Raw genomic sequence first — 15961 nt, forward strand, 5'->3', positions numbered from 1 at the left:
ATGGAGATGAAAGAGAAAAAGGAAATAACATGTGTCATTATTGGCGGCGGTTATGCAGGGATTAATGCCCTCAAGGCAATACGAAAAACATTGCAGCCGGAATTAGGAGCTGGGAAGCTCCGATTAATTCTAATTGATAAGCAGCCATACCATCTTCGGAAGGTATTGCTGTTCAAGCCGGCTGTCAATGATGATAATATTGTTGTTCCTTTTGGCAGCTTGTTTCCGGATGGTGTGGAATTTATTCAAGGAATGGTAGTGACCATAGAAAAAAGGGATAAGCGGTTATTGTATCAGGATGAGAGCGGGCAAGAGCAGAATTTAAAATACGATATTCTCATATTGGCAGCAGGCAGCGTTATTCGACAGCCCGATGCCGATCAGGGCGGAATTGCCTTGACAGGACTCGCAAGCGCAGCTCATATTCGAGAGCTTTGGCATGAAAACTTGAGAAAAGCGGTAAAGGAAACAAGCCGTGCTGAGCGTCAAAGATGGATGACTGTTGCCGTTGCAGGGGCGGGGATTAGTGGAATCGAATCATCTGCTGAGCTTGTTTATGCTTTGCGTAAGGAAGCAAGTGCACTTGGACTTGATCCGTCAGAGGTGATTCTCTACTTGCTAAATGCGCAGGATAGATTATTTCAGGAGGGACCGGCAAAGGTTGGCATGAAGCTGGAGCGCTTGCTTAAGGGCAGCGGAGTGACCGTTCTGCATGGACGCAAAGCTATTCGTGAGAGGGAAGGGGAACTTCTCTTATCGGATGGTGAGATTTTAAAGGTGGGCTTATGTATTTGGACGCTTGGCTTGCTGCCCAATCCGATGCTCAGAAGCATGGGGCTGCCGCTTACTGCATATGGTCGAGTCATTGTGGATGCTAATTACCGTGTGAAAGAAGCACCTGAGATATATAGCATTGGCGACTGTGCTCAAATTGTTGACCCGGTGAGCGGGCTTGAGGATAGGATGACGTGCAAGGAAGCGACTGCACAAGCGGATAGGCTGGGGAAAGTCATAACGGCAGATGTAATGGGTCATTCTGCACCTGTTCACAAGAGCTATATTGATTTTTTCTGTTTTGGTCTCGGGCCAGAGCGGGGAATGGTATGGACAAGGCAATGGGGCCTCGACATTGTCATAACGGGGAAGCTTGGATGGAAGGTACGGAAAATGACTTGGGATTATGCGAGTCTCATAAAATGATAAGAGCAGCATTTGTTATGAAACGAGGGATGGTGAAATGAAAGAGCTTTACCTGCAATATAAAGCGCTTTTGTTCAAAATTGCATACCAGCTTACGGGTTCGGCTGCTGATGCTGAAGATATCGTGCAGGATGTTTTTGTGAAGGCATATGATATAGATCCAGAGAGCATAGCCGAGCCAAAGGCTTATTTGTGCAAAATGGCGACAAACCGCAGCTTGGATTTGCTAAAGTCTGCTCGAAAGCAGAGAGAGCGGTACGTCGGGCCGTGGCTCCCAGAACCCATTTTTACAGAAGAGACGGATGCACTGGATGCCGTTATTCACCACGATTTGTTGTCTTATGCGATGCTGGTTTTGCTTGAACGGTTAACCCCCTCGGAGCGTGCCGTATTTGTGCTTCGTGAAGCGCTGGGCTTCGAATATTCGGATATTGCAAAGCTAATAGAAAAAAGCGAAGTCAATTGTCGAAAGCTGCTGAGCCGTGCGCGAGACAAAATGGGGATTTCCGAGGCTGAACCTGTTCATGCGCTGCCTGCGGGTGAAGAATGGGTTCGTCGTTTTGTATTGGAGCTTGCGGAGGGAAATGTGAAGGAGGTCCTTTCTCTGCTTGCAGAGGAGGTTGTTCTCCTTTCAGATGGCGGAGGCAAAGTGTCTGCTGCTATTCATCCTATTAAAACACGCGAAAACGTTTCTCGGTTTCTATTCGGTTTGGTTCAAAAAGGACCACTTGCTGATGGCAGTGTGAAAGCCGAGCTTAGAATTCTGAACGGTCAGACGGGACTTGTTTTACGATCAGATAAAGGAATCGAGGGGGTTACTCTTTTCCATGTGGTGCAGGGGGGTGCACTTCATCTCTACATTGTAAGAAACCCAGATAAGCTGAAACTGTTGGAATTGTATATTGGCGGATCATAAGGAGGGAGGTAGATCTTAGCACGGGAACATGGATTTATTTATGAGCCGCCCGGAGATATTCATACGCTCATAACGGAAGACGAGGAAGTGCTGACGCTCTTTATATTAGGGGGAGCGCTGCAATACTTCAATGACAACGATGAGATTACCGGACAAGATGATATTTTCACTCTACTTCAGAAGTATAAGGATTTTTGCGCACAAAATAATATACATGAAAATCATGAGTTGATTTATTAATGCTGAGAGTAAAAATAGGAGAGATTATTGTGATGACACAACTTGCAAAACACATCATTGAGGGAAATTCGGTATTATTGCGTCCAGCAAAGGAGTCCGATATAGAGGCTTATTTAGCTTTTTTACAAGATTCGGAGATGAACCTGCTGACAGGGTCACAAAAAGCTTTTACACGTGAGGAAATCGAAGCTTGGATTCGCAAAATTAGCGTCATAAACGAAGACCGATTTGATTCCATGATTATATTGAAGGAAACAGGAGAGCTGCTCGGCGAGGTTGTACTAAATGATATGGATACGATCAATCGCAGCGCGAATATACGTATCGGTATTCAAGGGACGCAGCATCGCGGCAAAGGATATGGTACAGAAGCGCTGCTTCTCATGCTTAGATACGGCTTTCAAAAGTTGAATTTGCACCGCATCCATCTCGGCGTTTACGCTTTTAATCCGCGCGCCATCCATGTGTATGAGAAGATCGGATTTCATCGCGAGGGAGTAGAGAGGGACGCTTTGTTTATGGATGGGAAGTTTCATGATCTCATTACGATGTCTATATTAGAGGATGAGTTCGACGCGCTATATGGAGCATAAAAATAAACAAATAAAGCGCCAATCGAGGACACGGTTCATTCCATGTTCGGGATTGGCGCTTTTTTTTGTAGCTACATCTCGTTAGAATGGAGCGCAAGGAAGGAGTCAACCAGCTCAGGGTCAAAATGCAGCCCGCGCTGTTCACTAATATATTCCAGCGCACGTTCTTCGGACCATTTTTCTTTGTAGGGACGGGTGCTGGTCAATGCATCATAAACATCAACGACGCTGACGATACGTGCTTCAATTGGAATGTTTTCTCCGGCAAGCTGATGCGGGTAGCCGGTACCGTCCCATTTTTCATGATGGTATAAAATAATATTTTTACCCATTTCGAGCTCAAGCTTAAATAAATCATCTGTAAGCTCAGCATAAATTTTATCAATGATATCAACGCCGATTTGGGTGTGCATCTCAACAATATTTCGTTCGTAATAAGCGAGAGGACCCGGTTTATATAGAATGCCTTCAGGAATTCCTGATTTGCCGATATCGTGCAAAATGCTCGCATGCGAAATGCGGTTCACGGCTTCCTCCGTCCAGCATAATTGCATGCGTTCATTATGGAAGTGAGTGAGCCGTTCCGTTAAATCCCGCACACGGACGAGATGCTGCTCGATGCCCGGATCACGAATTTCGCAAGAAATGGCGAGCACCTTAAGCATCGAGCTTTGAATGGAGCCGATGCGCTCCTCTGGTAAATAGAAGCCGCTCTTTAACTTCTCCAGCTCACGAAAAATACCGATATAATAGGTTACCCCTTCGATTTGCAGAGGTGTTATGGTAATGGAGGAATGCCAAATGCTGCTGTCTCTTCGCCGATTTGTTAGTACGCCTGACCATGGCAAGCCTTGTTTAAGAGCTTGCTTCATCTGATCATGCGTTTCCTTTGGCGTATAGGATGTTCGCAGGATGCCAGCCTTTTTCCCTGCTATTTCTTGTGATGAGTAGCCCGTAACCTTCTCGTAGGACGGATTGACTGCAAGAATATGATGTTCTATATCTGTGATGATCACAGCATCAGCTAGTTTAAGGTAATGGACTAGGTGTTCATTCATGTTGCAAATCGTTTCTCCTCACTTCTTTTTCTTCGGCAATATCTTTGTGCCTTGCTCCATTGGAGACTGACATAATGGGCAAGCACGAGTCTCTGATTGTGAATCCTCGTAAGTAATAATACGCTGCCATACCTCGCAGGAATTGCTAGTACATAACCATGCAAGAGCAGATTCTGTATCACCGTCCTCTTCTTCACCAGACATAAAGGCAGAGCGGATGAACCTTGATAGTTCAGCCGGTTTTCCCCGGTACAGAGCAGGGGAGCTGATATACAACTCCTCTTGGGCTCTAGTGACAGCAACATAGGCGAGTCTACGTTCTTCCTCCAGCGCTTCTGCCAGTGCGTTGTCTCCGGTTTGAATAGAGCTCCGGTCACTATGCTTATCCGCAGCTAATGCAGAGCTATGAGGTAAAATGCCTTCTGAGGCACCGATGACGAATACAACAGGAAATTCAAGTCCTTTGGATCGATGAATGGACATCAAAGATATCGCACTGCGGTTATGATTATGTTTCTGAAGCTGCTGCACGGCAGCATGCTTGTCTGTAATATCATCAATATAGGCCAGAAAAGCTTCGATGGTATCATAGGTGCTCGCCGCAGACTCGAACTCATCAAGCACTTCCTTTAGACCTTCCTTATGCTCCGTCATTTCATGACGCTTGCTCGTTTCAAGAAATTGATCATAAAAGGATTGGCGAAGCTGCATAATAGCTTCAGCAGGCTTTAATTCGGCCAGCGCTTTAATAAGCTTGATGCGTTCTTTGATTTTGTCTTTCTGAAATTCTTTGATCTGCGGAAATTCAAGCAGATGTATGAGCGGCCATTTCTTAGCACGCTGCTTGTCTTGGTTCCATATGAAAGCCATAGCCTGTTCCCGATTGACATAAAGCGAGGGCAGCAAAATTTCCATCGCATCGAAATTGCGGCGATCCATTGCAAGCCTCAGATGGGCAACTAGCGGCTTTATCGCCCACTGGTCATAAAAGAGCTGGCCGTCGCCGAAGTCGATAAATGGAAGCTCCTTTGTAAGAAGCAGCTCGACGAGCGCCCTGCTGCTGCTCGCAGTACGGAATAAAACAGCAAAATCGCCAAAGGAGCGATTGCCTTGAGCAATTAGCATGCTAATTGTGTCCGTAATGAGCTTTGCCTCGTCTTGCGTCGTCTTGAGCCGTGCATAGGAGGGGCTAACTCCTTTGGGCTTGACAGCAAAGAGCGATTTCTCTTTGCGGAGCTTATTATATTGAATGATAGCATTGCCAAGTCCGACGATTGTGCTCGTTGAGCGGTAGTTAATATCCAGTACATAAGTTGCTGCACCTGGATATTGATGCTCGAAGTTCAATATATAATCGTTTTTTGCACCGTTGAAGGAATAGATCGTCTGATCGTCATCGCCGACGACCATAAGATTGCGATGCTTGTCGGCAAGCATTTGGACGAGCACGTATTGCACCTGATTTGTATCTTGGAATTCATCGATCATGATGTACTGAAAGCGCTGCTGAAGGGTAGCAAGCAGCACCTTGTCGTCCCTCAGAAGCTTGTACGCTTCAAGCAGCAAATCATCGTAATCGAATTTATCCATCTCTTTCTTCCACTGCTCATAACGGGTGAAAAGCAGCTTTAGCTCTCTTTCCTCCGTTGTAGAAGCGGGAAGGTCTTCGATGTTGATCATCAGCAGCTTAATGGCGGAGAGCTGTGCAAGAATGGTTTCGGGCTCATATTCGTTTTGCAGCAAAAGCTCCCGCATCAGACGTTTGAAAAAAATATGCTTTTGTCCGGTTTCACCCAAAATGCCTTGGCGATAGCCGCGCCCTCGCAGCAGTTGGAGGCAGAAGGAATGAAAGGTACGAGCCTCTACGCCGCTTGCTGCTTGCGGATTAAGCACAGGAAGAGCGCGAATGCGGCTTCGCATTTCATCGGCTGCTTTTTTGGAAAAAGTCATTAATAAAATATGCTGTGGCAAGGCGCCTTGCACAGCCAGCAGATAAGCAGTTCGGCATACGAGTACAGACGTCTTGCCCGATCCTGCTCCTGCCAGCGTTAGTGCTGCTCCTTTGTTATGGCGAACAGCGGCAATTTGAGGCCTATTGAGTGATATGCCGAATTGCTCTAAAGACCGGAAGAAGCCGGCATCCTTCTGGCTTGCATCAACAAGCTGAAGGCTCGTTTCGGCTTCTGCTTGCTCGGCAAAAGGAACCTGACTGTTCCGAATGCCTATGGGAAATGTATAATAGACATGACTCACTACTTCATCACCTTTAAGAATAATATTCACTTATTATAACAGAACATTAAAAGAATGAGGGATGACATCATGATTGAACAAGCTGTGAAAGAAGACTTAAAAGAAGTAATGCCGCTGCTGCTATCTGCGATCGGCCATATTGCCTACACCTTGGCAGGAACTGAGGATGATTATGAAGTAGAGCGCATCCTTGGCGATTTTTATGTTCGCGAGGACAATCGGATTAGCTATAAGCATGTTCTTGTCGATAGGAGAGAAGATGGCATTGCAGGAATGCTTATTAGCTATTCAGGCGATGGAGCTGCAGAGCTGGATGTGCCATTTGTTACACGTCCTGGGCGAGATAAAGGTGTGCGTGCGGATGAAACGATTGCTGTTGAGGCACAAGAAGGCGACTTTTACTTGGATTCCATCGCAGTCGCCGAACGTTATCAGGGGCAGGGCATAGCTAAGGCGCTAATTAGCGCTTTTGAACAGAAGGGTGAAGAGGCTGGATGCAGCAGGCTGTCGCTGATTGTAGAGCCAGAAAATACGAGGGCTTATGCGATTTACAAAAAGCTTGGTTTTACTGAGGATGGTACGATTTTAGTGAGCGGAAGTCCTTATATCCGAATGGTGAAAATGAAGTAATTGTTCAATAAGTTAATTATGGAATAAAAAGGGTTTGTGCGGTAAGATGAGAGAGTTATATGTAATTTATAATAGACTTTCATCGTAACCGGGGGCGTTTTATTTATGGCTATGGCAAGCTTCAAATCGAAATTAGCTTACAGCTCGGGAAATTTATCAGTCAACTTAATTGCACAGGCCTTCGCATCTTACATCGTTTTTTATTATGTGGATGTGCTTGGTGTAAAACCGACTTTAATCAGTCTGGCCATGGTGATTCACGGCATCGTCAATGCGGTGCTAAACCCGTTGTTCGGACACATTTCCGACCGTACGAGCTCCCGTTTTGGCAGGCGCATTCCGTACATGCTGTTTGGCATGGTGCCGCTGGTGGCCTTGTTTACTGCGATTTGGTTTCCAGTTGRCACCGGATCAGCGCTGTTCTGGTACTTCTTAACGATCGTGCTGCTCTATGACATTATGTTCGTGATGGTTGTATTGAACTATTCTGCACTGTTCCCTGAAATGTTTACAACGATGAAAGAACGGGCAACGGTGTCTTCATGGCGTCAAATGTTCGGCATCTTAGGAATGATTATTGGTGTGGCTCTTCCTCCCCTCGTTTATGCGAATATGGGCTGGGGACCGATGGGAGCGATTTTTGCCGGGATCGCGCTTATTTTCTTTATTGTTATGGTATCGGCAAGCAAGGAAAAAATGGTTGTTTCGCGTGAAGAGGTTGGTTTAGTTCAATCCTTGAAATTCACATTCTCGAATAAGGCGTTTGTTTTATTCGTTATCGGCAGCTTTTTCGTCCAGTTTACCTTTGCCATGCTGCCCGCGGCTATCCCTTTCTTCACCAAATACGTGCTCGGAGCTGAAGATAGCAGCAATACGATTTTGCTTGGCGCTATTTTTGTCGCTGCCATCCCGTGCGTCTACATATGGGGGAAATTTCTGCAGAGATGGGGCCCGCGCAAGACCGTTATGATTGCCGTTAGTATTTACGCATTTGCAACGATTCCATTTTTATTCGTATCCAGCGTTGCAACTGCGGCCATGGCGGCGGTCGTGATCGGCATCGGTTTAGCGGGTTTGCTGGTATTGCTGGATGTTCTGTTGTCCGAGATTATTGATGAGGATGAGAAGCAGACAAACGTACGCAGAGAGGGCATGTACTTTGGGATGAACGGCTTTATCGTCAAATGGGGAATTTCACTGCAGGCTGTTGTTCTGGGTGTTGTGCTGGAGGCTACAGGCTATGTGAAGGACGCGGTTCAAGCGGATGCGGCTGTGTGGGGCATTCGTTCAATGCTCAGCTTCATCCCGTTCATAGCTCTGCTTGTGGCTCTTCTATTTTTCTATTTATACCCTATTCGTCCTACGAATACTATTACAAGAAGCGAAGCGGTGACCCATAGTAATGACTAGTTTTATAGATTGGGTAAAAAAGAACCCATTATTGCTGCTTCTGTTTCTCGTCGGGGCTGCGGTGAGAGTGGTATATGCGGGCGCCATACCAGGCGGCTTGAATCAGGATGAGGCATCGATCGGCTATGAGGCTTATTCTATTCTGCATTATGGCATTGATCGCAATGGCATATCGCTGCCGGTTCATCTTATTGCATGGGGAAGCGGTCAGAACGCGCTTTATGCTTACCTGTCTATGCCTTTTATCTATTTATTTGGTTTAAATGAACTGTCAGTTCGAATGGTTAGCATCTTATTTGGCCTACTGAGCATGGTGCTATTTTATCGGATTGCAAATCAGCTATTTAAAAGAAAGCATGCAGCTGCGGCTGCAGCTTTTTTTATCGTCATATGTCCTTGGCATATTATGATGTCACGATGGGCGCTGGAGTCGAATATTTTTCCTACTCTAGTGCTAATCGCCGTGTTTTTTTTGTTGAAAGCGCTGCAGCAGCCGAAATGGCTGATTGGCTTTACATTAACACTAGCCGCTTCGCTTTATGCTTATGGAACGGCTTATTTTTTTGTACCTGTTTTTGGAGTAGGCGTATTGGCTCTGCTCGTTGTTAAAAAGGCGTTCAAGCTGCGAGTTCTGCTTTGGAATTGCGCGGTTCTCATTATATTAGCAGCACCTATCGGTCTGTTTCTTCTTATTAATCGATATGGCATGGCGACCATACAATTTCTGTTTTCTATTCCTAAGCTAACTGTTCCTCGTGTAGAGCAAATCTCTACGGCATTTGGCGGTCATTTTTTCTCAACGTTTGCGGACAATTTCAAATCATTTTTGCAAATGTATTTGACTCAAAATGATGGTTTGCTGTGGAATGCCATGCCTAAATTTGGGTATATGTATCCGTTAGCATTACCGATGATCGGAATTGGCATCTTATATGGTGTTATGAAACTGATTAATAATTTCCGCATAGAGACAGCAGTCATTGCTATCTGGTTCGGAACGGCAATTCTAATGACATTGATTACTGATGTGAATATCAATCGTATTAATATTATTTTTTATCCGACGGTATACTTGGCAGTTGCAGGCCTTATGTGGCTGCACAAGCGGATTAAATACTCTTTCCCTATCGTTATAGCGGCATTCTCTATTTTCTTTGTTTTCTTCTGTGCTAACTATTTCACTACTTATTCCAAGCAAATAAGCCCGCTTTTCTATGAGTCCTTTGGAGAAGCTGTACAGTATGCATCGGATGAAACGGAGGGCAATATTTATGTGACGGATCAAGTGATGATGCCTTATATTTATGTATTGTTTTATGAAAAAATGGATCCGAAGCAGTTTATGAGCACAGTCGACTATATCAATCCGGGTGAACCCTTTCAGTTTGTTCGGGCATTCGGCAGATACCATTTTGGGCAGCCTGAGCTGAAGCCAAACGAGGAAGCGGCTTATATTTTCAAAAATAGCGACTCTATTCCGGGTGAGGATTCAGGCTATAAGATTAAAAGATTTAAACATTATACGGTCGTGAGCGGTACAGGAACAATGGTAGCTCCGAATGTTCATGAATCATTTCAGAACGGCGGCTTTGAGGAAGGGCAGCAGTATTGGTCATTTACTTCCGGTACGGGGATAGGCTCAAACCGTCCTTACAGCGGTTCCAACTTAATGTATGTTGACCCAGGCAACGGTCGTGTCGTTTCCCAGACCTTCTCGGCTGCTGATGACGGTGACTATATCCTTTCTGCTAAAGTGAGTACGAGCGCTGCTGGTGGAATGATCGGGCTTTCCATCAATGGAGTAAAAGTTGAAGATCTTGCGATTAACGCACAAGAGCAATATGTAGAAGTTAAGCTGCCTGCAGTATCCGTGAACATGGGGGATACCGTTTCTATCTATTTTACTGGAGGGGCGGGCTGGTTAAATGTCGATGATGTGGCGTGGAGCAAGAAATAGTGACCGTATTATTTTGCGTGCTAGAGTAATGTTGATTATTTTGATTCTTCTATTTGTTATTGTCTTAATAGGCTGCTCAAATAAGCAGATGGGAATGAAGGAAACAATCACCGCATATTACGACCACATGCATAATGGAAAGATGGAGGAGTCTCAAAACCTTTTGGATTGGGACTCCGGGGAGTGGGACATTGTTGATTATTACGTTACAATGCCTCTCATGAATAAAGACTATGGTTTGGTTTCGTTAGAAACTTTTGAAATTAGTTCATCCAAGAATGATGATGCTTCAGGAGAAGCTGTAGTTAAAATTACTTATAAGGATAAAGCTGATAAAAATCGAATTGAAATCAACACGTTAGAGTTACATACAGATTCCAACGATAACTGGAAAATAACGTCCATCACACGAAACATGGAATGAAATTAATCCGATACGGCTTCACCGTTAATATAATAGCTGTCCTCACGATATGCATGAAACACGATCTCAATTTCAGATAAGCCAATTTGGCTGACATATTTGGTAACTGCCTGTGCAAATCGATTTCTTACTTGCTGTCCCCGCTCGAACCAGCCGACCTCGATAAATGCAAACCCTTGATCATCTGCCTCACTGCCAAAAACGCTGGTCGTATTTAGACAAGCCATTGTAAAATTATCGGTACCGCACTCGCAAATAGCGGCAAGCTCAGCGGCAAGCGGTGTCGAAACAGACTTTAACTGCTCGGACGGTACTCCGCGGAATAATAAATGTGGCATTGCACTGTTCCTCCTGCATAGATAGATTAAATATCCATAGTAGTATATCAAAAAAAAGCATCAGCCGCTTATACCAGGGAATGCCGTCTGATTCACAATCATTGGCATTCCTGTATAACGACTGATGCTTGTTTGTTTGCTGCTTACTCCGTCACATGAAACGGCTTAAGAAACAGCTTAGGAATTTCAGTTTCAAACTTGACGAGTTTGCCGGTTACCGGATGCGTGAAGGACAATACGCGGGCATGCAAGCCAAGGCGGCCAATGATGCGTGTGCGTGCGCCRTATTTTTTGTCGCCAACAACGGGATGGCCAATGTCCTCCATATGAACGCGAATTTGGTTTTTTCGGCCTGTCTCGAGATTCACTTCGAGAAGCGAGAAGTTTTTATTGGAACGAAGCACCTTGTAATGGGTAACGGCGTGCAGACCATCGTTCGGATAGGAGCTGGAATACATTTTGAGCGTTTTGCTTTCCTTCAGCCACGAACTGATTGTACCTTGCTCCTTCTTAACCAATCCTTCTACGAGCGCGATATAGCTGCGTTCTTGAACCGAATCCTGCCAGCTGTTTTGCAACTGCTGCTGAACCGCCTCGCTCTTTGCAAACATCATGACACCTGAAGTATCACGATCCAGACGATGCACAACGTAAATCCGGTTTTTCGTATTCTCGACACGTACATGCGCCATAAGCTGGCGATAGGCGGTCACTTCATTTTCTGGCGCAGAATCAGATGATATGGACAGAAGTCCCGATTCCTTCTTTATAACGATAATATGCTCATCCTCAAAAAGGATCGCGAGCCCTTCCAGCGGTATTTTATCCTGCGGCCGGTCTCTGCCTACCGTAACGGTTTGACCGGGCTGAAGCGGATAGTTGTAAGCGGTCGTTGATTTTCCGCCTACAGATACTTGTCCATTCGCTAATATGGATTTCACTACATTGCGTCCAGCACCTGAAATATTTTTTATGAGAAAGGGAAGCAGTTCCATCGGTTCGTTAACCGGGTAGGACTTGCTCTTATCTGCTTGTGATTGAGGAGCTCCGCGCTTTTTTCCCCTGTGCATGCCAAAAAACCTCCTAGATTCAATGCTCCTACTATACCATGAGTATGGGCTTCAGTTCTAATCTTCTGTTTAGCAGTTTAACAACGCTCTATGAATCTCGATCTAATAGACAAAGAGTTAAGAGGAGTGGTAGGATTAATGATAGATTTACCAAATGGTGAAAAAGGAAAAGTTTGGAGGAAATGATCGCGTGAAAACAAAAATTTTAAAGACTATGCTAAGTCCTATGCTCATTGCCGGGTTATTGCTTGCCCCATTGTCAACACTTAGCGTAGATTCTGTAGCGGCAGCCAGCGCTGCAAGCAAGACGGTTGCCGTATCGACGCAACAACTGCAGGTGATTGTAGATGGCAAGAAATTATCTCTATCAGCCGGCGCGTATGCAGAGAAAGGCGTCACATTTGTTCCGATGCGCGATATTTTTACAGCACTGGGCGCTACCGTAACTTGGGAAGGCAAGACGGAGACGATTATTGGACGTAAAGGCAATCGTTCTATTTCTCTTAAAGTAGGCATGAAGCAAGCGGTCATTAACGGTAAAACAGTGAAGCTCGATTCACCTGCTGTCGTTCRCAAAGGCGTCACGTTTGTACCCGTTCGGTTCATCTCGGAAGCTCTTAACGCAAATGTGAAATGGGATAAAGCCGCTAACGCGGTTCGAATCACATCGCAAGAGGCTGCCGAGCAAGCAGAATACAACGAGTGGCTTGAGCAGCAGAAAAACATTCCTAGACTTACTCCTAAAGAAATCGTAGATAAATATGATGAGAGCGTTGTTCTCATTATGACCAATCGCGCTCAAGGCAGCGGCGTTGTTATTGGTGATAATCTGATTCTTACTAATTATCATGTTATCGGAGATGCAGCCTCTGCTACTATGCTGGATGTTTATGGTGATGAGCTGAAGATTACAGGCGTAGTTCATTATGATAAGTCAGCAGATCTAGCTATTGTTAAAACAGAAAAATCAATTGATATTCCGCCGGTCGTTCTAGGTTACGGGTTAAACTCGTATAAAGGCGGCAAAGTCGTTGCCATTGGAAGTCCGCTTGGACTGCAAAATACAGTTTCAGACGGTCTGATTAGCAACATCACCTATGAAGACGGTATCCGATACATTCAGACAAGTGCTCCGATCGATCACGGCAGCTCAGGCGGGGCATTGTTTAATGAGTTCGGAGATCTTATTGGTATCACCACGCTTGGATACTCTGGGACGAGCGCGGATTTGAATTTTGCTGTATCCGTTATTCATGCTGCTAGTTTGAATAGCGAAGTAACAGAGGAGAAAATAAAGAACGCTAAGTTTTTACCTTCAAGCTTGCCGGATACGCTCGTTGGCGCTCCTTTGGCTGATATCGAGAAGGTGCTGAAAGATCAATTCTCTTCTGTATCTACTACTGAAGGCGAGGCTAAGTTTACGAAGTGGGAAGCCAAACGTGATTCCGCTGGCTGGCTCGTACTGACAGCAGATATTGATCCTAGGTTTTATATGTTATACGGAGCGTCGATGTCTCAGGAGCTCAGGCTTTGGGCAATTAATCTAGGGAATGAGTTCCATAAGATGCTGCCGGATGAGAAAATTCAAGTGCTTATTTCCTTCGAGCGCGATTATGGTTTCGAGCCGCGCGRCTTTGAATCGGGCGAGGTCACAGCACTTGGCGGCGACAAATGGCGTGTTCGCTATCCAATTATCGATATGCAGCTCAAAAATGAACTTTATATTAAAGTAAGAGTGTAAAAAAATGGAGGCATCTGCTGCTGCGATCTGCGGCAAGGGATGCCTCTTCTTTTTTTTGATTTTTTTCTGTACAATAGAAGGCATCTTGCTATAAGCGCTGAAGGCTTTCGCAAGCGTGCTTTATAGGCAAATGCTTAAGTTAGAGAGGTTATTACTTATGAAAGTGGTACTGTCCACATTAAATGCCAAGTTTATACACACATCACTGGCGCTGCGCTGTTTGAAGGCGTTTAGCGGCGATCGATTCGATATTGAAATTGCAGAGTACACCATCAAAGATCCAGTGATGAACATCGTGTCCGATATTTTTTCGAGAAAACCGGATGTAGTCGGATTCTCCTGCTACATTTGGAACATCGAGGAAACGATTACGGTTATTAATATGCTGCGCAAAATCATGCCTGAAATCAAAATTATTTTAGGCGGTCCAGAAGTCAGCTATGATATGGACTATTGGATGGAGCGTGTGCAAGAGGTTGATTTTATCGTGGTGGGCGAAGGCGAAGAGACCTTCCATCATTTGCTTACTGAGATTGAAGGCGATGGCAAATACCATATGGTATTTGGAATTACCTATCGGAAGCAGCGCGAGGATCGCGTCGAGGTGCTGATTAATCCGCCGCGTCCCAAGCTGAATCTGAATGAGCTGCCATCCCCGCATCGCTTTGAGGAGGATATTCCTCATTTGGGAAGCCGTGTCGTTTATTTTGAGACAAGCCGAGGCTGCCCGTTCAGCTGCCAGTTTTGCCTATCCAGTATCGAGGTTGGCGTTCGTTATTATGATATGGAGCGGACGAAAGCGGATATTTTGTATTTGATCGAAAAAGGCGCCAAGCTTATTAAATTCGTCGATCGAACATTTAATATTAAACGGGATTACGCGCTTGAAATTTTTGAGTTTTTGATCAAAAACCACCAGGGCTGTGTTTTTCAATTTGAAATAACAGCAGATATCATGAGACCTGAGGTGCTTGATTATTTGGCTGAGAATGCGCCTCCAGGCATATTCCGCTTTGAAATTGGCGTACAATCTACGAATGATCCAACAAATGAAGCGGTTCAGCGTCGTCAGAACTGGATGAAGCTGGTGCGTACCGTTATGAAAGTGAAAAATTCTCAAAAAATCGATCAGCATCTTGATTTGATTGCCGGTCTGCCGCTTGAGAACTATGATACGTTCCGCGGAACGTTTAATGATGTATTCGAGCTGCGTCCCGAGGAGCTGCAGTTAGGCTTTCTCAAAATGCTGCGCGGTACGGGTCTCCGCCGTGAAGCAGATAAATGGGGCTATATCTATATGGACAGATCGCCTTATGAAATGCTGGGCAACGATCTGATGCCATTTGGCGATATCGTTCGCATTAAACGGGTAGAGGATGTATTGGAGAAATATTGGAATGCGCACCGAATGGATCATACGCTGCTTTATTTGGTTGATCGTGTGTTTCCATCGCCATTCGACTTCTTCCAGGCGTTCGGCGATTTCTGGGAACGAAGYGGCTGGCAAAAGATCGGCCATCAGCTGGAGGATCTGTTCTCGCGGCTCTCGGCGTTTCTTGGATCGCTGCCTATCTCAGCAGAGAAGAACTTCGAACAGGTGCCAGCACTGCAAGAGGATACGAAGAGAGTTTCTGCTTCACCAGAAGAAATACTTGCAATTGCAGGCGAACGCTTAGATAAGGACGTCGTGCTGGGGCTAATGAAATACGATTATTTCCTTAATCATAATTATAAGCCTCGCAAAATTTGGTGGGAGTTTACGATGGACAAGTCGCTGTGGAGCGGCTGGATGCGCCACTTAGCGGATCGCCCAGAGGATGTATCTCCTGAATTCGCAGCACTGCGATTTGGCGAGAAGGAGCTTCACAAACATGCGGTTATTGAGAAGCTGCCGTTTGATCTTGCAACGTTCCTTGCTACAGGAGAGGTTGATCGCGAACATCATACGCTGCTCGTTGTTCTGTATGCACTTGAGGCAGGTAGTAGCAAACCGAAGCCGCGTCCTTTCACTTTAAAGATTAAAGCTGGTCAAGAAGCGATGATTAAGTAGTCCAGATTGAAATGAAAAGAACCTCCAAACCCATGAAGCAAACGGGTTTGGAGGTTCTTTGTTATTGGTTTGAAAATATGA

At 45.2% G+C, this 15961-nt stretch carries 13 protein-coding genes; 9 read left to right on the top strand and 4 right to left on the bottom strand.

From position 1 onward, the window contains the following. The first annotated feature begins 6 nt into the window (after window positions 1–6). The 3 genes from AC1DSE_RS01170 (at window position 7) to AC1DSE_RS01180 (ending at window position 2949) form a co-directional block, all read left to right on the top strand. Window positions 7–1200 carry an NAD(P)/FAD-dependent oxidoreductase gene (locus tag AC1DSE_RS01170; RefSeq protein ID WP_477509450.1) on the top strand — a complete coding sequence of 398 codons (1194 nt, stop codon included), beginning with the start codon at window positions 7–9 and terminating at the stop codon, window positions 1198–1200. A gap of 37 nt (window positions 1201–1237) precedes the next feature. Next, complete coding sequence (gene sigJ, locus AC1DSE_RS01175) at window positions 1238–2116, top strand: RNA polymerase sigma factor SigJ (protein ID WP_477509449.1); 879 nt, start codon at window positions 1238–1240, stop codon at window positions 2114–2116. A 272-nt stretch (window positions 2117–2388) separates the two neighbouring features. After that, window positions 2389–2949, top strand: a complete 561-nt coding sequence (locus AC1DSE_RS01180) for a GNAT family N-acetyltransferase (RefSeq protein WP_477509468.1) — start codon at window positions 2389–2391, stop codon at window positions 2947–2949. Between the two features lie 71 nt (window positions 2950–3020). Here the strand turns inward: AC1DSE_RS01180 and AC1DSE_RS01185 are convergent, their stop codons facing one another. Together AC1DSE_RS01185 and AC1DSE_RS01190 are read right to left on the bottom strand one after the other, a co-directional pair. Then, on the bottom strand, window positions 3021–4007 hold the full coding sequence (locus tag AC1DSE_RS01185; RefSeq protein ID WP_477509448.1) for an HD-GYP domain-containing protein: 987 nt from the start codon (window positions 4005–4007) through the stop codon (window positions 3021–3023). An 18-nt stretch (window positions 4008–4025) separates the two neighbouring features. Beyond that, on the bottom strand, window positions 4026–6260 hold the full coding sequence (locus AC1DSE_RS01190; RefSeq protein ID WP_477527333.1) for a UvrD-helicase domain-containing protein: 2235 nt from the start codon (window positions 6258–6260) through the stop codon (window positions 4026–4028). Window positions 6261–6329: 69 nt separating this feature from the next. Here AC1DSE_RS01190 and AC1DSE_RS01195 point away from each other — a divergent pair, with 69 nt between their 5' ends. The 4 genes from AC1DSE_RS01195 to AC1DSE_RS01210 all read left to right on the top strand — a co-directional run bounded on the left by AC1DSE_RS01195 (window position 6330) and on the right by AC1DSE_RS01210 (window position 10681). Next, window positions 6330–6890 (top strand): GNAT family N-acetyltransferase, encoded by a 561-nt coding sequence (locus tag AC1DSE_RS01195; protein WP_477509446.1) that lies wholly within the window; start codon window positions 6330–6332, stop codon window positions 6888–6890. A 105-nt stretch (window positions 6891–6995) separates the two neighbouring features. Further along, a complete protein-coding gene (locus AC1DSE_RS01200; RefSeq protein WP_477527334.1) occupies window positions 6996–8300 on the top strand; it encodes an MFS transporter in 1305 nt (434 codons plus the stop codon). Next, on the top strand, window positions 8293–10257 hold the full coding sequence (locus tag AC1DSE_RS01205; RefSeq protein WP_477527335.1) for a glycosyltransferase family 39 protein: 1965 nt from the start codon (window positions 8293–8295) through the stop codon (window positions 10255–10257). The genes AC1DSE_RS01200 and AC1DSE_RS01205 overlap by 8 nt, the downstream gene beginning before the upstream one ends. Beyond that, window positions 10226–10681 carry a hypothetical protein gene (locus AC1DSE_RS01210; protein WP_441879225.1) on the top strand — a complete coding sequence of 152 codons (456 nt, stop codon included), beginning with the start codon at window positions 10226–10228 and terminating at the stop codon, window positions 10679–10681. Before AC1DSE_RS01205 ends, AC1DSE_RS01210 begins: the two co-directional genes overlap by 32 nt. Before the next feature lie 2 nt (window positions 10682–10683). Here AC1DSE_RS01210 and AC1DSE_RS01215 read toward each other — a convergent pair whose 3' ends face one another. Together AC1DSE_RS01215 and AC1DSE_RS01220 are read right to left on the bottom strand one after the other, a co-directional pair. Beyond that, window positions 10684–11019, bottom strand: a complete 336-nt coding sequence (locus tag AC1DSE_RS01215) for a DUF1904 family protein (protein ID WP_477509442.1) — start codon at window positions 11017–11019, stop codon at window positions 10684–10686. 143 nt (window positions 11020–11162) lie between these two features. Continuing rightward, window positions 11163–12089, bottom strand: coding sequence for an RluA family pseudouridine synthase (locus tag AC1DSE_RS01220; RefSeq protein ID WP_441879221.1), 927 nt, complete (start codon window positions 12087–12089; stop codon window positions 11163–11165). 190 nt (window positions 12090–12279) lie between these two features. Between AC1DSE_RS01220 and AC1DSE_RS01225 the strand changes: the two genes are divergently transcribed. Continuing rightward, the gene (locus AC1DSE_RS01225) at window positions 12280–13830 is read left to right on the top strand and encodes a stalk domain-containing protein (protein ID WP_477527336.1); all 1551 of its coding nucleotides are present in this window, start codon (window positions 12280–12282) and stop codon (window positions 13828–13830) included. 157 nt (window positions 13831–13987) lie between these two features. Beyond that, entirely contained in the window at window positions 13988–15880 is a 1893-nt protein-coding gene (locus AC1DSE_RS01230; RefSeq protein ID WP_441879217.1) for a B12-binding domain-containing radical SAM protein, read from the top strand. Window positions 15881–15961: the final 81 nt, after the last annotated feature.

Source organism: Paenibacillus sp. 01L418 (assembly GCF_056400045.1).